This is a genomic window from Geobacter sp. OR-1 (assembly GCF_000813145.1).
Lineage (GTDB): Bacteria > Desulfobacterota > Desulfuromonadia > Geobacterales > DSM-12255 > Geoanaerobacter.
The window spans coordinates 64790-81901 of record NZ_BAZF01000019.1; the positions used below are offsets into that span (position 1 = coordinate 64790).

Consider the following 17112-nt stretch of genomic DNA (forward strand, 5'->3'; position numbering starts at 1 on the left):
AAATCATTAAATACGAATATTCATTGACTTCAATTTTCCGGGAATGCTATTTTTAGAAACTGACGGTTATAAACATACCGTGCAATTTGGGCATCATATTCATTTGGAGCTGCAAGTGACCGTTACATACAGTGAAAAGGCAAAACTCGGAGTTTTTCAAATAGTGTTGATATATCTTTGTTTCAGCACCCTTTGGATTTATTTTTCCGATTCAATTCTATCCGTTCTGACTCAAGACCCGGCAACAATTAAGAGAATATCCATTGCCAAAGGAATGCTGTTCTTAATAATCACTGCAATACTGCTTTACACGCTATTATTGAGATATGCCCAGGAACTCATTAACAGTTATGACGAGATCCAGATCAGTCATAACAGATTGAATCATGCCCTTATTGCGGCAAATCAAGGTTTTTTTGAGTTAAACCTGGCAACCGGCGAGGCATTTGTTTCTAAATGCTACTTGACAATGCTCGGTTATGACACGGATAAACCGGTACCGACTTTGGAATGGTGGCAGGAATCACTGCATCCTGATGACCGTGACCATGCAATAAAAGTACTCAATGAATGCCTGTCAGGGAGCAAATCCGAATATCGGATCTGTTATCGCTTAAGAACAAAATCGGGTGAATGGAAATGGATAGAGTCATCCGGTCAGATAATACAGTACGGTACCGATAATAAACCGCAGATTATGATTGGTATGCATTCGGATATCGATGAACGGAAAAAGGTCTTGAAGGCTTAGATGAAAAATATGCGTTGGCAACCAGATTCAACACCAGACCGAATTTCATCAATGTTTCAGCCGGTTAACCCATGGGGGGCGTCCAAACCACCGTCTCTTGTAATCTTCGACCTTGACGGTACCCTGGTCAACTCACTTGAAGACCTTGCCATGTCGGTCAACTTCATGCGCGGGAATTTCGGCTTGCCTCCCATTGCCCTTGAGGATGTCAGGCGTGCTATCGGGAAAGGAGCGAGGAATCTCGTCACCAGGACCATGCCGGAAAATGACGGGCGGATCAATGAGGCGCTGTCGTTATTCCTGGAACACAACGGCAGCAATCTTGCGGTTCATTCCCGCCTCTACCCCGGCGCCAGGGAGCTGCTGGCAGCCCTTAACTCTTCCGGCATCCCACTGGGCCTAGTCTCCAACAAAAACAGTGCTCATTGCGAGCTGTTGCTCTCGTCTCTGGGGATTGCCGATAGTTTCCGCACCATCCTTGGGGGCGATGCGGTGAAAGAGTGCAAACCGTCTCCGGCCCCCCTGCTTGAAACGCTGTCCCGTACCGGCTCCACGGCGGAAACGACTGTAATGATCGGTGACAGCATCAATGATTTCGAGGCAGCGTTTGCAGCCGGAGTCAGATCCATCGGGTGCAAATTCGGTTATGGCGAGTCATGGGAAGTAGAACGCGCAACCGTACGTATTGATTCACTGGAAGAGCTGCTCCCCTTGCCGTGGTCAGCGCAGGGATAAGCGGTGGTCAACAACACACCGCCTCCAACCTAAGCAGTATCTTCATCTGTGTTTTTCCGGTTCTAAATTATCGCCTTGAATTTTGCCCTGTTATTTGCTGTCTGCCTTATGGTGACAACGGGTACAGTTATCCTTGATCATGAAGGCCTTTTTACCATCATGGCATCGTCCGCAATACTTGCCGGCATACAGGTCATTCATGGTTATCTTGACGGTCCCCTTCTTCATCTTGGGGAAAACCTCGGGGTTGTGACAGTCGGAGCATGTCAATCCGGCATTCTTGTGTACTGTGCCATCGAATACAACCATACCCATCGGGCTGCCGGTGAATTCAAGAGTCTTGCCACCGCCGACGGCAAAAGCATTGCCACCCGCCGCAACCATCATAACCAAGCCTAATGCCACGTTCCGTTTATTCATGCTATGTCTCCTTTCGCTTTTCCCGGCTATATCTCTTCACTACTTGAATGTCTTCAGGATATATTCTGCAATCGCCTTTGCTTCCTTGTTGGGAATGGTCTTGTCGTCGAACGCGGTCATTCCGGGCCCAGGCTTGCGCATCTTGGCGATGATGCCCTTGACGCCTTTCACTCCGTTTGCCTTGAGGGATTGCATGTTCAACGGTTTCTGGGCATTGACAATGTTACCTCCATTGGGATGACACATTGCACAATGCTTCTCGAACTCTTTCTTACCATCGATCGTTTCTCCTTTTGCGCCACAGAATCCGGCGGTGGCAGACAGGCAAACAGAAAACAGTATTGCGGTTGTAATAGAAATGCTTTTCATTTCACGCTCCTCCTTGTCATTGTTTAATCTGCGGTGCCCGGATTTTGAAAAGTCTTTATGATCAGTCCATCACTGCCCGAATTGAGTCGAGGCATAAGGGATCAACAAGGCATGTAATGACTCTAGGCAGTATTCATACCATAAGCGCTGGGTTGAATATTTTCAACAATTCCAGGTAAATATGGCAGAATCCCGCACAATTTGATATTATTAAGTTGCAATTATTCTTGCACTGGGAAATATAATTCGCAGTTAAAGTGGCAATAGAACCTATGCGGGAATGATTTCTGAGGCAGTTTTACTTATGAAACAATTATTGCTTGATTCTGCAAAATTGGCGGATACAACGTCCAAAAAAATCCCCGGTGCCAGGAGGGTGAACACCGGGGCAAAGAAAGAAAGGAAGGAATTATTATTCCAGCCTTCATATATATAATATCATGAATACATATTTGAGTGTTATTATTTATAAAACCGCTTCCAAAGGATTTCACGCCCCATTAACATTTTCTTGTACCCTTGCCTGCAACCAATAAACTGGTAGATTTTATATACATAGATTCAGACTAAGGAGATTGTCTTGAAACGCCTATTGCTCCCATTATTATTTACTTTTCTCGCCATGCCCGCCTATGCAAAAGAGCCGGTCCGGATCATTGAAGTGACGGTTACAAAGGTTTCTGACGGCGACACTGTGCATGTTACGGACAAGGCAGGTAAAGAGGTAAAAGTCCGCTTATATGGCATAGATGCACCCCAGGCGAATAAAACCGACCCAACTTCAGCTCTTCAGTCCAAAGGGCAACCATATGGGGAAGAAGCCTCTAAAGCGCTACTGGGCAAATTATCAGGCAAGGTAGTGCGACTAGATGTAATGGGTACGGGGAAAAATGAAAAACTGATCGCAATTGTTTGGCTGGGGAAACGAAACATCAATCTGGAGATGGTTGCTGAAGGATGGGCCTGGGCACATCGGCAGTATCTGGATAAACGGGACAGCCCTGAATATATAAAGCTGGAAGAGAATGCCCGGTTAAAACGGCTGGGTCTTTGGCAACAATCCAACCCGCAACCCCCTTGGGAGTTCCGGAAAATACAAAACATTAAAGGGTTACTTTAAGTTACATATACCCTTTATTATCCCTACTCTATCAGCAGCATCGCATACCGGTTCATATCTTGAGAATAATCCGGTAACAGGTTTATTGGCATTCAGCCACCAACCCTGCGGCAAGGTCCCTCCAGTAAACTATGTCCAGGCGCTTGCTGGCACGGGTAACGCACACATAAAGCAGATTCAGGTCTAACTCCGAGTTCCTGAAGTCCTTTGAATTCGGGTCGTAAAGAATCACGTTCGCGAACTCTACCCCCTTGACCTGATGGGCAATAGTGATCAGGGCTCCGGGCTCGAAAGTCAACGCACCCGGCTGATGCAGCCCATATACACCTTTTAATGCATTATGGAGCATGCTCTCGTCCGTCTTTTTCTTGCAAATGACGGCAGTCAGGCTGTTCGGATCCTCAGCCACCAGCTTCTCCACAAGTCGGCGCAATAATATGATGGCGCTCTCCTCATCCGCTGCCCTGTGGTATTCAAGGACGCCGGAATGCCTGCCAACCTGCTCGCTCTGCCGGTTGCTGATTCTTGACGCCAGAGCCATGATCTCCCTGGGGCAGCGATAGGAAACCGACAGCGACTCGTTGCTCACCCCGACCTCTTTGAGATTTTTGTGAAAAATATCGAAGTCTGCCGCGTCGACCCAGGAGAGGATCTTCTGCTTGCTGTCTGCGCTGAGCGTTATGCTGTTTTGTTTATCCGTTGCCGCAAGAATGGCCTCAAGCTCCAGGAGCGAAAGATCCTGGCCCTCATCGATGATGATATGGGCATACCAGCCGAGGGCATCGCGTACCGGTCCCTCTTTCTCGCGCAGCTGGCAGAGCCGTAACAACACACTCAAGTCGGCAAAAGAAACCGCCTGGCTTCTGGCTGAGTAACGCCGGCGCAAATCGGCAAGAACCGTTTCCTTTTCTTTTCCTTCGCCGAACATCGCATCCAGAACATAGGTCTGGCCATAGAACCGCCACAGATCCTGAATCGGGTCCGGCTCCCGCACTTCTTGAACATAGCGGGACAGCAGGCCGGAAAGCATGGATGATTTCTTCCGGGCGGTCAGGTCATCGCCCGCAACCGGTTTGATGACCTTGCCCGTCAGGGCGGTGATGGCGCTCAATGCCCAGGCGCTGAACGTGTCCACCCTGGTGTTGCCGAGCAGTTCGGAAGAAGTCTGCCTGACATAGTTACGGAGCACCTTGTTGAACATGAGGACCATGCAGCGGTCGGGCGTGAATCTTTCGGGGTAATTAAACTGCAGGCACGAAAGGCGGTGGAGACTCACAACCGTCTTGCCGCTGCCGGCGCCGCCAGTGATCAGGGTACAGCCATCAGTCGCTTCCGATGTTATCATCTGGAACTGCTCAGGAGAGATCAGCGAGACGATATCCACCATCCGGTGGTCCTGGTTCGCCACCTTGGTGTCAGTAGTCGAGTGATACTGTTTTTCGTTCTTTACCCATTTGTCACCGGCTTGTTCGTAGACGTCTGCGCCGCTTTCGATGCGGCGAAGAGAGCGTTTCAATATATCTACCGTGTCACGCCGGGTTATCATCCCTTCCCGATCTTTGCCCTGAATGGTTTCGAGGTATTCCTCCCCGACTTCGTAGTCATAGAAAAAGCGTGAGATCGGGGCCTTTCTCCAGTCCACTATCAATGCCCGGTTGTCATGCGATACAAACCCTTGCTTCCCGATGAGATATTCTTTTGCGCCGATCCTCTTGTCGGTATCGTTGATGCCGACAACCCCGAAGTACGGGCTATCGACCATCTGGAAGGAAGTGAGATATTTGGCGGGATCGAATTTGTCATTCTCAACGAGCTTAAACGTCAATGAGTTCTTTTCACGCCAGCTCACCGACTCAAGGCGCGCCTTCTCCAGTTCAGCAGTGTAGGCATCATGATTGGCGATCTTCGCCTTGTTTTGCCTGGCAGTCTCCTCTATTGAGGAAAGCAGTTCGGACAGGCGCTGCTGTTCCTGGATGACTATGTCAAATTGGGGGTTTTCAATCATAAGAGGCAAGCCGTCAGGTATTCTACTGTACCCGGTCAGAGCGCGACATAATGCCCTTCGGATTTCAGCTTGTTAAGAATATCATAGGGATTATTGGTATCATTTTTCAGTGAATGCCCCTGAAGCATGGCCAAGGTAGTCTCGTAACTGACGTCGTTTTTACGGCACCACCCCATGACGCTTAAACCAGTATTACGGATGTTGGTCATAACTGCCCTGCCGTTCATGCCCTTTATTTCATCAATCATCAAAATTCCAACTTTCTGCCGTTTTCGGCCTTATTAATGCTTGCAACGCTTTCGAGCCCCTTCCCGGGCCTGTATGACACCGGATCGGGATACTTCTTGTCATCAAAAAGAAAAACCCTGGTTCTCAGGGCTTTATAGACTACCGTGTACTGCATTGGATTGTTATCTCAGTTTTTCTACCTATCTCATATTTTCGAGAAAAAAGCCACCCATCTATGAGTAAGGGGCTACTTCAATCTGCCACGGAGCAAAAAAAATCCCCGATGTCAGGAGGGCCAACACCGGGGCAAAAAAGAAAGGAAGGAAGGAATTTTTATTCTCATCCTTCATATATATAATATCACAAATACTTGTTCGATAGTGCAGATAAATTACTGGTTACAACCCGGCCCTGATTGTTGTTTATGCCTGTGAATATTTCACGGTCTGTTTCAGATGGCTCCGGATTTACGCAGTATCTCAGCGACCTTTTCGGCCAGGATCCGGTACCCCATGGCATTGGGGTGAATGGGATCGGATTTCAGACTCTCGTTTGAGAGAATATGCTTCAATGCCTTGTCTTCAAGGGGAATAGTGAACTCCCTGGCAAGTTCCCGGTAAAACTTCGGGACATCAAGACCGAAACCAAGCATTGGAACCCCTATCAGCAAAACCCCGATGCCACGGCTCCGAGCAAGGGACAGCATCTCCCTGAGGTTTTCCAGCGTTCTCTTTTCATCCTCATGCCGCAGAAAGTCGTTGCCCCCAAGGCAAAGAAGAATCAACGCAGGGTTATGCTGGTCGAAAAGAACGGGAAGCCTGGCCTTCCCCTCCGCAGTCACCTCTCCGGGGACACCGGCATTCACAACGCGTCTTCCAATCAGTTTCTCAAGAACGTTCGGATAGCTCTCAGAATCAGGAACCCCTGTCCCAAAGGTGATGCTGTCTCCAAAGGCCAACACCACAGCATCGGAAGGAAGCCTCTGCAATTGAGGAGTCCTGCTGCAGGAGCAAAGCAGGATCAACATCATGAAGGTCAGTATCCGATTCATCAGCCTGAAACCTTACCAATCGCCGACACACTCCCGCCAGACCAAATCATGCTCCAGAAGAACAGTAATATGCCTTTGATTTCTACGGGCACCGCCATGGTTGACACCCCTTTTTTATTTAGTTGCCAGAATTACGAATGATATCCCCGTAATTCTGTATCCGGTCTGGCGCAATGAAATGTCCGAAAGTCTGACCTGTCCCCAGCGCCCTCTCAACGAATTAGACTCAGTACGGGCGCAGCTGCTTGCCGCAGCCGATGTGCCAGTGGAGATGCTTGGAGGACTGGTACTCCCCAAGGTTGGTGTAGACGCGAGCTGCCCCGCAGCGCACCATGAAGTCGCTGGCGATCATTTTGGCCGTCCGCATCAGCTCCAGGAGCAGATCGTTGTCGGCCTCTTCCAGGGTGATGAGGGATTCGATGTGCCGCTTGGGGAGCAGGACAACATGGTTTTCCCAGATGGGATTAGTGTGGTGAAAGGCAAAGACTTGGTCGTTCTCGAAGTACACCGGCACGTCCAGCAAGCCTTTCAGGATCTTTTCGCAATAGAATTCACAGGTGGATGCTAAACCTGCCCTGTCCCTGGTAATGCCCTTTTCCCCCATATCTCATCCCTCCACTATGTCAGGATCTCCAAGATCTTCTGAGATCAGTTTCAGCTGCTCAAGGGCGCTCTCCAGGTCTTCCATGATGTCCCTGAGGATGACGCCCGGCGCCGGGAGATTGGCGTGACATGGGAAACTCCTGTGAGTTCGTGCAAAAAATGCAACAACTGAAATCAGCTTGAGTTCGTGGCCGGTAAAAGCAACTTCCCCAGTTTTTGCTATCAGCGGCAGTTATCCGGAAATTCCGAATAGCTGTAAGCACGTGGAAGCCTGATCCGGCAATTTCACGGCTTGATATAGGCGTTCAGGCCGATGGTAACCGGCTTGCCGTCAACCATGACCTCGGAGACGGCGTTTCCCCGTGTGCTGGCGACGACCAGAGTCTTGCCGGAAGCTGATGGTGTTGGTTTCTCCAGATCTATTTCTATGCAGAGTTTGTTGCCTTTGATTTCTACGGTCATCGCCATGGATAACACTCCTTTTTCATTTTGTTGATGATGGCCTGCCAGGATTTGGTGAATTCCGTATGATGCCCCCCAAATCCCTGATGGAGGCAAATTGATTGATGGAGGTGATGAGATCCGTCATTGCTCAATGCTTCTGATCCCGGTGCACTCCGGATACCCGGTGCAGCCCCAGAAAGACTCGCCTGCGTGGGATCCGGTCTTGGCAGTACGCTGCCGCATCGGCTTAGCGCACTTCGGGCAGCTTGGGGTTTCTTTTTTATCAGACAAGTCCGACTTGTCCGACCCGTCCGACAATGCCTCCCTGACTTCCAGCCTGGCTCTGGTCATCCGCTCACGCAAGCCGCCTTGAGCGAGGAACTCCTGTTCCAGTTGCCTGATCTGCCTGCTGAGCAGGCTGCTCGCCTGGTTGATCAGGCAGATAAGGGTGTTGGCAACCACCTCGGCCGAGGCGGTGCGAAAGGCGTAGATGTCGGACTTACAAGCCTTATTGTCTGCCGAGTCAGACCGGTCAGACCGGTCCGACTTATAAGGCAAGTCAGACTTGTCCGACAAATAAAGACTCCTGACTCTTTTCGCCTCCGGCGCATCCATCCCCCACTGGCACAAACCTCGCTGGCGGAGAAAATCCTCATAGTCGAGCAGCAGCTCACCCAGACTGGCGCGGGCCACATTGGTCAGTTTCACCTCGGTTTCCTTGGAAGTGGCCGAAGCCAGACTCCCCTCGGCGATGTTCTGCACGCCGCTCCGGGCCGCCTGCACCATCTGGTCATTGGTGCGGGAGCGCTTGTCGATAAAGCGGTCGCAGAAGATCACCGTACCGTCATAGGCAAGCTGGGCCGTCTGAAAGCTGCGCAGCTTGCGGAAACCGCCATGCTGAGGGATAAAGCCTGTTGTCATATCAGCAATCCCCCCCGGTCATAACTAAGCCACGGCCTGCTCGACGATGGTATCGGCGAGGTGGATTTGGGTGGTTTGGGCGGGGCCTTGCGCTTGGTCGCGTCAGACTACGTCGCGCCGGGAGCGCGGTTGTGGGAGGCGATTTAACGTAACCTTGTTCCGCACATGAAATAGTTGACATGAGTTAAATATACTGCCCCTAGAATTATTTACCGGATAATTTCGCAATTAAGTATCATGTCCCCGGAACCGTAAGAATCACCCACCCCGCCGATTATCCTCAAACATCTTACCCCAGCACCGCCACCAACTCGCCAACCACCCGTAAGTCCTCTGCCTGCTCCTCGCTCAAGACAATCGACTCGTACCCAGGCAGGTAACTGTCCGGCCGCAGCATGATCGACGAGTGACGCCACGTACCATCAACGAGATTCTCCTTCGTACTCTCATAGATCTTCACGGTGTAATGGCCGCTGGTGTCGGTATCATCAATCTCCCGGTGCGAAGCAAGAACAACCTTGCCGTTCCGTGAGCCGGCCGTAGCGTTGCGGAACAGACACCATGACCCGTTCGGAATGCGCCGGTTCATCGACTCCCCCACCACCTGGGCCACGAATAGCCCCCTCCGTGGTCGGAATTCTTCCGGCAGTTCCACCCACTCGCAGTCGCCAATCTGCTGCTCGTCACTGAACCCACCAGCGGCGATCTTGAGGTCGTAGAGGGGCACGCAGTTCTCATACGGCCGCGCAACCTTCGACTCCAGAAGGCGGAACGGCATGACCGCTGCAACCTCTTCATGTGCCGGCATCACCGGCTTCTCGGTGAGCGTCTCCGCTTCCGGGCCGGTCTGCATCCGCTCGGCGAAGAAGCAGCGTGTTTCCTCATCGACAAAATAGACGTAACACCCCTTCTGGCCACGGGTCATGAGGGTCCGGTAAGTATTCTTGATGATAGCGTCAAGCCGCGCCTGGCCAACCTCGACATCGTCCTTGACCAGCTTCTTCCACCCCTGGATCGACTTGTCCATGCGCGACCGCTCGGCCGGCCGGGACAGCACGTTGCCGTCGCGCACAACGAGGTCCGGCCCGACGATGACGCCGATGTAGTCAACCTCCAGCCCCTGGCAGGTATGGATGCAGCCCACTTCGCTGACAGATTCGGGCTTGATGATCCAGGCCTGGCCGTCCGTCTCCAGGTTCCATGTCGACTTGTAGTCGCCGATGACGATGTCCTTCAGCAGCGGCGTTTTCTTGCTGATCCAGTCCCAACAGTAGCCGGCCACCATCCGGGCCTTATTGTTTCTCTTGTTCTTGGTACGAATCAGGTCGTGTAGTTCTGCCGGGCTGTCGACGATGCGGAAGTCATACTCACGGGTATCAAGCATTTCGTTGGCCGTCTCCCGGATCTGCAGGGTGTTGTCGAGCCATGCCAGGTAGCCGTTAGAGCCGTTGCAGCGGAACTGGGATTCCAGGCTCACTTCTACCACCTCTGCCCCGAGTTTCCTTGCCCAGGTGCGGATCGTCTCCTTGTCGCCGATATCCTTCAGGGTCACCTTCTGGTCTTCGTCGATGAAAAACACGCTCAGCCTGCTGGCGCTGATGATCTCCTTGATCTGGTTCTCCCCCAGGTGGCTGAACATGCCGGACTTCTCGTTCAGCCGGTGCGCCTCGTCCACTATGAGGCAACCGTATGTGTTGGGTGGAACCGCATGGTAAGAGCCAGAACCGGAGAACATATTGGAAATGTGAGTTTTCTTGAAATGACCGGTGAGCTTGGCCTCGTAGACGAGTCGAGGGGCCGAGTTGCGGGTGACATACTGAACGACGTGTTCCTGCTCTGTGAGCGCCACCAGGAGATTGATCGCCAGGACCGACTTGCCGGTGCCCGGCCCACCCTCAACGATCAGGACTTTTTTGTCCCGCTCGGAAGTCTTCTTCGCCAGCATTTTCGCCTTTTCGAACACCACCTTCTGGTCGTCGATCAGGACAAATTCCCGGTTGCCGCGCAGCATTGACGCCAACTCGTCGGCCAGATTCTTGGATGGCTTGATCTTGCCGTGCTCGATCCGGTACATGATCCGGGTCGTGTCTCCGTACCTGACGTGGGTCTTGATGAACTGCTGCAGTTTCAGAGCGTCGGGCTTGAGGAAGATTGGTGCCCGCTTGATGTGGTCACTATAGAACTGGTTAGTGATTACCCCGTCATCTTCATAGTTGTGCAGGTAGGCGCAAGGGTACAAACCGATATGCTCTTCCTGGACGGTCTGGTTGAAATCTTCAAGGAGGCGTTTATAGGACCAGGCCTGGTACGATGGGTGAAGGGTTTCGACAGGGCCGTGTTTGAAGCGGGTGATGACGACAGCGTCGCTCTGGGTAAGCTCAGCCTTCTGCCACTGCTTCAGTTCAACCAGGATGGCCGCTTCGCACCGGTCCCTGTCCCGGCCGGTAAGGATGAAATCGATGCGTTTGGATGTTTGCGGAAGGTGGTACTCGATGGCGACGCCAGCGTCGTGGGGAATGTCGTCGTCTCTCAGAACCCGCTCCATGTACTCCAGCGAGTTCTTCCAAGATTGGATCTCCGGCTTGCCAGTTGTCTTTCCAGTAGCAGATTCGAAGGCACCGAGAATGATACCGTCGATATCATTTGTCATGACGTCTTCTTGAAACCTGGCTTTGGTGGCGGAATAGACGATCAAGCGCTGCCCCTGAGATTGAGAATTTTACTTACAGCTTCGTGTACTTCGTGTTTTTCCCTTTTGCCTTCTCGATGGGATATTTTCGTTCGCTCTTCGCGATCTTCCTGTGCAGGGCCGCCGCCAGATCGACCTCGAACCGTTGGGAAAACCTTAGCAGGAAAAAGAGGACATCAGCAAGTTCATCCTCGATCTCCTCCCTGATGTGCGGGTCGTTTAATAGGGCCAGTGCCTGCTCGTCCGACTGAAAGCGGAAATGCTCCAGAAGCTCTGATGCCTCGGTAATGACCCCGATGGCCAGATCCTTGGGGCCGTGGAACTGGTCCCAGTCACGGGCTTCGCAGAAAGCTTTTACTCTCATCATCAGATCTTGAAGAGATTTATCATCGATCATATATAATCCTTGAACAATACGTAAAAAAGCCGCCTGCGGCGTCTTTGCGCCACACGCGGCCATTATCTGCTACTTCTTAAAGCATTCATGAGGAACTATGCCTCCAATCACAATACAGTACAATGATATCAGCTTAATACACCCCTGAGCCCGCACCTGTCAATGGAAAGCTCGAATATGACCCCCCTTCCCCTGCAGATAAATGCGCCGTTACAATGGGCCGATAAGGCCATGCCAACTGCTCATCAACAAAAACTAGAGAAAAGCTCTCAGGACATAGTGGCCACCACAAATTGCATCTTGCAATTTCATGAAAAAGAGCAAAGCTAATAGAAGGGTTAATTACTTCACAACCGCGAGCCAAATTGAATTGAGAAGTCTAATCACCATCTGAATGTAGGAGAGCCTGTGAAACCTGTATGGCTACTGCTGGTGGTAACGCTTCTTACTGGAGCACGGGCAATGGCAATTGAAGAGACACCCTACACCGTGATTAAAGCGTCCGGAATATTCGAGGTGCGGGACTACGAGCCGCACATCCTTGCCGAGACACTGGTTGACGGCACTCTTGAAGATGCCGGCAACAAGGCCTTCAGGCGGCTCTTCAACTACATATCCGGTGCCAATCGCTCCCGCAGTTCCATTGCCATGACGGCCCCGGTATCTCAGGAGTCATCCGGGGAAAAGATCACCATGACTGCTCCGGTGAGTCAGCAAGCGTCAGCGGGGAAATGGGCTGTCAGCTTCATGATGCCGGCCAGCTATACTCTGGCAACGCTGCCTGTTCCTGACGACAGCAGCATAACCCTTCGCCAGGTGCCGGCCCGACGTATGGCTGCTGTTCGTTATTCCGGAACATGGAGCGAGAAGAACTACCTCGACTATAAGCAACGACTGGAAAACTGGATTGGTGAAAACGGATTCGAGATCAGTGGCGAACCAGTGTGGGCCCGCTACAATCCGCCATTTACACTATGGTTTCTGCGCCGCAATGAGATATTGATACCTGTAGTTAAACGTCCAGCGTCATGACCAGGAGCGCCACCATGCCCGACATATATGATTTTCAGGTGCAAACTGCCAGCGGGGAGTTCAAAAGTATGGCCGAATACCGCGGTCAGGTCATGCTGATCGTCAACACAGCCAGCAAGTGCGGCTTTACCCCGCAGTACCAGGGGCTTGAAGCGCTGTACCGAAAGTACGCCTCCCAGGGGTTTGTCGTGCTCGGGTTCCCCTGCAATCAGTTTGGCGCGCAGGAACCGGGCGATATTGCAGAAATACAAAACTTCTGTTCGCTCACCTATGACGTGACATTCCCCCTGTTCGCCAAGATCGATGTCAACGGCTCCGATGCCGCACCGCTGTTTCAGTATCTGAAGTCTGCCGCGAAAGGGGTGCTGGGGAGTGAGGCGATCAAATGGAATTTCACCAAGTTCCTTGTCGATCGCCACGGCACGGTACTTGAGCGGTACGCACCAGCGACCGCGCCGGAAAGCCTGGAAAAGGATATCGAAGCGGCGCTATGCCCTGTTGACCTGTGATACGAGAAGCCCCTTGTCTGTTCGATTCATAGCCTTGATCCGGGATTCTCGCCTGGCCGCTGAAGAGCGGGTATGGTCCTTTTCGAGATAAACCACTTTCAAAGGCTGCCGCCCACGAAAATACTTGGCTCCTTTTTCGGTCTCATGTTGGTGGAACCTCTTCTCAATATCCGTTGTAATCCCCGTATAGAGTGTGTTGTCCGAACAGAGGATGATATAGACTTGCCATTTCATTGATATGTACCCATCCCAGGTGCAAACATCTCTTTGGGGATATCACTATTGACCTGCAGTTCAGATAAAGAAATGACCGAAAGCTTCATATTGCCGGCATAATTGACCAAACGGTGCGGGAACAGCACCTTGCCGACCCGCCTGAAATCCTCATATACGGTGGAAAGTTCACTGGAGCCCATCCCCATGTTGAAATCCGCCGCAACCCGCGCGATCAGGTGTGTTTCCGGATCGATGAAGACCCGGAGCTGCGGAGCCCCCTTCACCTCAACATGCAGCAGGTCGTATGGTTTCCCCTGATACTCTTTCCGCCCCTGGTAGCTGACGCCATAGCTCCTGTCGGCAAGCCCCATCGGCAGGTCGAGATAACCGTACTGGTAGTGCATTGACTGGATGGTTACCGGTCTGGCCTCCCTGAGCGCTTCTGTGCTCCCCTGCCACCCCCGCATGCCGTCGAGCACCCGCACTTCGCCTCCCTGGTCAGGCATGATCTCGATCCGGAGTTTCTGCGGTCGCGCATAGTAACGGGCATATGCTCCCTGTTTGTCCTTCATGAAGTCAACAATACTCCCCTTGGCAACCACGGACCTTACCTTTGCGACCTCCTGTTCCCCTCCGTAGGCAGCAAAAACCGCTGCCACGATACGATTCAGTTGGCCGGAAGCCGCTTCCTCAGCCTGGCAAACCGAAGAGAGCATGGCTGTGAGCAGTCCGGCAGCAAGTGCAGTTCGCACTATGGTTTTCAGGTGACGCATATTCGTCCTCCTTATAATCAAGGGTTGCGGCCGATCCACGCAGCACCGAAAACTCCCGCAGAATCTCCCAACCGGTTTTTCAGGATCGGGGTGCGGAGATCGTTGTGGAAGGCATAGTGCCGCACCCGGTCGATGCCGACTGTGAAGATCTCGTCAATATTCGAGAGTCCCCCTCCCAGCACAACAGCATCGGGATCGAGCGTGGAGATCAGTCCCCCGAGACAGCGCCCGAAGTCATCCAGGAACCGTTCAAAGGCCATACTGCAGCGGGGATCGCCAGAACGTGCCTTGATTACGATCTGATCCATTGATAAACGCATGTCATGCTCGCGGCAGTAGGCATTCTCCACACCGGAACCGCTGATGAGAGTTTCAACGCATCCACGGTTGCCGCAATAACATTCAGCACCTTGCGGATCTACGGAGTAATGTCCCCACTCACCGGAGATCCGGTGTGGTCCTTCGCGTACGACTCCATTGTAACATATCCCGCCGCCGCACCCGGTCCCCATGATCACCCCGAAGACCAGACCATACCCCTGACCTGCCCCGCTTACACACTCGGCGAGAGTGAAGCAGTCGGCATCGTTCCTGACCTGTACTGGATGACCGAGCATTAGTTCCAGATCTGTCTTGAGCGGTTTGCCGATGAGGCAGGTAGAGTTTGCGTTGCGAACGAGACCGGTATTATCGTCAAGCGAGCCGGGGATACCCACCCCTACGGTAAAGGTTTCATCCGGGCCGAGCTGTGCAACCGCATGATCGACCATACCGGCAACAGCCGCCAGGATGGCTCGGTAACCTTCCTCTCGTGGCGTGGGCATCCGTTCGCGGAAGAGCACCGCACCATCCGGTGAGATCAGGATCATCTCGATCTTGGTCCCGCCCAGGTCGATGCCGATGGCAACCCCTCTGTCTCGTGCTGAATCAGTCATGTCGCTATCCCTCTGCCTGCCTCTCCGCACCTGCAAAAACTTGGAATCAGGTATTCTGTGAGCAGTAAAAATCATTTTGACAGATTGCTATTTAGTGTTTAATGTAGTGCTCAATAAAGCATTAAATGAGAGGTATTCCATGTCCATCAGTCTCGCAGAAGACATTCGCTCAGTTACCGACCTTAAACGTCATACCCGGGAAATTCTTGATCACGTTCACAAGTCCGGACGGCCTACTGTGCTTACGGTCAATGGCCGGGCCGATTCGGTCATTATCGATGCCAAAGTCTACGAAAAGCAGCTGAAGGCGATGAACCTCGCCCGCTTGATCTCCGAAGCAGAAACACAAGTGGCGAGCGGCCAGACTCGCTCGGCCCGCGCCTTTCTGACAGAGTTCAAGAATGCGCGGAACATATAACGTCGAAATTACCGCGGCTGCCGAGCGAGATGTCGAGGAGATCTGGACCTACATCGCCGACGACAGCCCGGGAAACGCCACAGCCTTCATCATACAACTGGAGGAGCAGATAGACACGCTTGAGCAGCTTCCCGAGCGCTGCCCGCTAATCCCTGAAAACGAACAGCTCGGCACCTCCTATCGCCATCTGCTGCATGGCGCCTACCGCACCATCTTCCGTATTACCGGCAAGACGGTCTACATCCTGCGCATCATCCACGGCACCCGTCTGCTCGACTCATCCTGCTTCGAGAGTTAGGTGATGGCGGAATAAGGCCGCTTCGCGCAGTTCAGGGGAGATGGCGATCATGTTTTATCCAGCCCTCTTGATTCAAAGAGATACAGCACCACCTCAGCCAAGCCGTGGCGCGTTAACCGGGCAGCCTCAAAAACAAAGGCTCCGGCCGGCAAGCCTGATGGCGTGCCAGCCGAAGCCTTGGCAAAGGCTGGTGGACCCAACAACCGCGCATTCGTACCGAAGCTGAGGTGCTGTTGAGTGTCCCACTCACTACCGAAGTCGAAGCTCCTTTGCACATGCAACTGGCTGAAAAGATTGTGCAACTTTACGAGCTTGGTATGAATGTATATCGAATATCAGTAATTCTCAAGATAGACGGCAAAACTGTTAAGAAAGCTCTCAGGAAAAACGGCCTCATCGACTGAGAGGTGTAATTAGCTAAATTCACGTCGAATATATTTATATCAGGTCTCTCATCAAATATCAAGTCGGGTAGCCCCGGTTCGATTTCGCTTTTGGGAATCAAACCGGGGTCCGAAAACGTTTGACACCATCAATCTCTTTAATCTTGTTCCCCAGAATATTTATACAATTTACGGTATGCTTCAATATTTTTAATTCTATTTTGAGTGTATGCTACCCACTCTTTTCCAGCTTGTGCAGCATCTTCTTTTATTGCATCAATGTAATAATCTAGCAAAATATTTGCAGACACATGGGGAGTGTAAGAAGATTCTGCAATCTTCCATTTATTTTTAATTTTGATTAGGTTTATTGTGATAGTTTCGTCTGAAACATGCGAAACATCAAACAACCTACGTTCTTTCCACGCATTCTTAAATATTACTATAACTTCAGCAGTTTTACCTTTTGTTTTGATTTTGGTTATTTTGTATCCAGTTACCAATACTGAATAATCCCATGCAGCTTCTGAAGAATTGTCGTAAACAATGCTATATATGTTTTTTGCTCGTTCTGTGCTGAGCCTTTCTCCATTCATATCGTACTTAATATACGCATTGACAACTTCTCTAATTGAAGTTGTATCATCAGCAAAAGAAAGGCTGCACATAATCAACAATAGCACTGAACTCAATACAAACAGTTTCATTTATATGCCTTTACGTCAATTCGTTGTGGTTTTATATACTTCCAGTTTATCTAAAACGTTGCCACTGAAACACCCACTAACCGATACAATTACATCCCAATACATGTT

General features: G+C 51.5%; 22 protein-coding genes. 7 read left to right on the forward strand and 15 right to left on the reverse strand.

Annotated elements, in window-relative coordinates:
• Positions 1-115: 115 nt before the first annotated feature.
• On the forward strand, positions 116-751 hold the full coding sequence (locus tag OR1_RS16575; protein WP_041973201.1) for a PAS domain-containing protein: 636 nt from the start codon (positions 116-118) through the stop codon (positions 749-751).
• 51 nt (positions 752-802) lie between these two features.
• Entirely contained in the window at positions 803-1486 is a 684-nt protein-coding gene (locus OR1_RS16580; protein WP_041973203.1) for an HAD family hydrolase, read from the forward strand.
• Between the two features lie 90 nt (positions 1487-1576).
• On the opposite strand, the gene OR1_RS16585 is transcribed toward OR1_RS16580, so the two are convergent.
• Positions 1577-1906: a c(7)-type cytochrome triheme domain-containing protein gene (locus OR1_RS16585; protein WP_041973206.1), complete on the reverse strand. Its 330-nt coding sequence runs from the start codon at positions 1904-1906 to the stop codon at positions 1577-1579.
• A 39-nt stretch (positions 1907-1945) separates the two neighbouring features.
• Entirely contained in the window at positions 1946-2275 is a 330-nt protein-coding gene (locus OR1_RS16590) for a c-type cytochrome (RefSeq protein ID WP_041973209.1), read from the reverse strand.
• Between the two features lie 580 nt (positions 2276-2855).
• On the opposite strand from OR1_RS16590, the gene OR1_RS16595 reads away from it, so the two are divergent.
• On the forward strand, positions 2856-3395 hold the full coding sequence (locus OR1_RS16595; protein ID WP_237754333.1) for a thermonuclease family protein: 540 nt from the start codon (positions 2856-2858) through the stop codon (positions 3393-3395).
• Positions 3396-3477: 82 nt separating this feature from the next.
• Here the strand turns inward: OR1_RS16595 and OR1_RS16600 are convergent, their stop codons facing one another.
• The 8 genes from OR1_RS16600 to OR1_RS16635 form a co-directional block, all read right to left on the reverse strand.
• Positions 3478-5400 (reverse strand): UvrD-helicase domain-containing protein, encoded by a 1923-nt coding sequence (locus tag OR1_RS16600; protein WP_041973215.1) that lies wholly within the window; start codon positions 5398-5400, stop codon positions 3478-3480.
• Between the two features lie 35 nt (positions 5401-5435).
• A complete protein-coding gene (locus OR1_RS16605) occupies positions 5436-5648 on the reverse strand; it encodes a hypothetical protein (protein ID WP_041973218.1) in 213 nt (70 codons plus the stop codon).
• A 431-nt stretch (positions 5649-6079) separates the two neighbouring features.
• The gene (locus OR1_RS16610) at positions 6080-6679 is read right to left on the reverse strand and encodes an arylesterase (RefSeq protein WP_041973219.1); all 600 of its coding nucleotides are present in this window, start codon (positions 6677-6679) and stop codon (positions 6080-6082) included.
• A 226-nt stretch (positions 6680-6905) separates the two neighbouring features.
• On the reverse strand, positions 6906-7283 hold the full coding sequence (locus OR1_RS16615) for an HIT domain-containing protein (protein WP_041973223.1): 378 nt from the start codon (positions 7281-7283) through the stop codon (positions 6906-6908).
• Positions 7284-7567: 284 nt separating this feature from the next.
• Positions 7568-7750: a hypothetical protein gene (locus tag OR1_RS16620; RefSeq protein WP_041973227.1), complete on the reverse strand. Its 183-nt coding sequence runs from the start codon at positions 7748-7750 to the stop codon at positions 7568-7570.
• Positions 7751-7867: 117 nt separating this feature from the next.
• Positions 7868-8647 carry a four helix bundle suffix domain-containing protein gene (locus OR1_RS16625; protein WP_041973230.1) on the reverse strand — a complete coding sequence of 260 codons (780 nt, stop codon included), beginning with the start codon at positions 8645-8647 and terminating at the stop codon, positions 7868-7870.
• 289 nt (positions 8648-8936) lie between these two features.
• Complete coding sequence (locus OR1_RS16630; protein WP_041973233.1) at positions 8937-11342, reverse strand: DNA/RNA helicase domain-containing protein; 2406 nt, start codon at positions 11340-11342, stop codon at positions 8937-8939.
• Between the two features lie 28 nt (positions 11343-11370).
• The gene (locus OR1_RS16635; protein WP_041973236.1) at positions 11371-11733 is read right to left on the reverse strand and encodes a nucleotide pyrophosphohydrolase; all 363 of its coding nucleotides are present in this window, start codon (positions 11731-11733) and stop codon (positions 11371-11373) included.
• Positions 11734-12141: 408 nt separating this feature from the next.
• Here OR1_RS16635 and OR1_RS16640 point away from each other — a divergent pair, with 408 nt between their 5' ends.
• Both OR1_RS16640 and OR1_RS16645 read left to right on the forward strand, forming a co-directional pair.
• On the forward strand, positions 12142-12765 hold the full coding sequence (locus OR1_RS16640) for a heme-binding protein (RefSeq protein WP_041973239.1): 624 nt from the start codon (positions 12142-12144) through the stop codon (positions 12763-12765).
• A 14-nt stretch (positions 12766-12779) separates the two neighbouring features.
• On the forward strand, positions 12780-13274 hold the full coding sequence (locus tag OR1_RS16645) for a glutathione peroxidase (RefSeq protein WP_041973242.1): 495 nt from the start codon (positions 12780-12782) through the stop codon (positions 13272-13274).
• On the opposite strand, the gene OR1_RS16650 is transcribed toward OR1_RS16645, so the two are convergent.
• From OR1_RS16650 to OR1_RS16660, 3 genes are read right to left on the reverse strand one after another with little or no spacing between them, the layout of a single operon-like run.
• Complete coding sequence (locus tag OR1_RS16650) at positions 13254-13508, reverse strand: GIY-YIG nuclease family protein (RefSeq protein ID WP_041973245.1); 255 nt, start codon at positions 13506-13508, stop codon at positions 13254-13256. The two genes, OR1_RS16645 and OR1_RS16650, sit on opposite strands and share 21 nt — an antisense overlap.
• Positions 13505-14263: a hypothetical protein gene (locus OR1_RS21055; protein ID WP_052440561.1), complete on the reverse strand. Its 759-nt coding sequence runs from the start codon at positions 14261-14263 to the stop codon at positions 13505-13507. The genes OR1_RS16650 and OR1_RS21055 overlap by 4 nt, the downstream gene beginning before the upstream one ends.
• 17 nt (positions 14264-14280) lie before the next feature.
• Positions 14281-15198 carry an ROK family protein gene (locus tag OR1_RS16660; RefSeq protein ID WP_041973248.1) on the reverse strand — a complete coding sequence of 306 codons (918 nt, stop codon included), beginning with the start codon at positions 15196-15198 and terminating at the stop codon, positions 14281-14283.
• Positions 15199-15337: 139 nt separating this feature from the next.
• On the opposite strand from OR1_RS16660, the gene OR1_RS16665 reads away from it, so the two are divergent.
• A complete protein-coding gene (locus OR1_RS16665; RefSeq protein ID WP_041973251.1) occupies positions 15338-15616 on the forward strand; it encodes a type II toxin-antitoxin system Phd/YefM family antitoxin in 279 nt (92 codons plus the stop codon).
• Entirely contained in the window at positions 15600-15914 is a 315-nt protein-coding gene (locus tag OR1_RS16670; protein WP_041973253.1) for a type II toxin-antitoxin system RelE/ParE family toxin, read from the forward strand. Before OR1_RS16665 ends, OR1_RS16670 begins: the two co-directional genes overlap by 17 nt.
• A gap of 47 nt (positions 15915-15961) precedes the next feature.
• Here the strand turns inward: OR1_RS16670 and OR1_RS22145 are convergent, their stop codons facing one another.
• Positions 15962-16216 (reverse strand): hypothetical protein, encoded by a 255-nt coding sequence (locus OR1_RS22145; protein WP_152609943.1) that lies wholly within the window; start codon positions 16214-16216, stop codon positions 15962-15964.
• 239 nt (positions 16217-16455) lie between these two features.
• Entirely contained in the window at positions 16456-17004 is a 549-nt protein-coding gene (locus tag OR1_RS16675; RefSeq protein ID WP_041973256.1) for a hypothetical protein, read from the reverse strand.
• Positions 17005-17112: the final 108 nt, after the last annotated feature.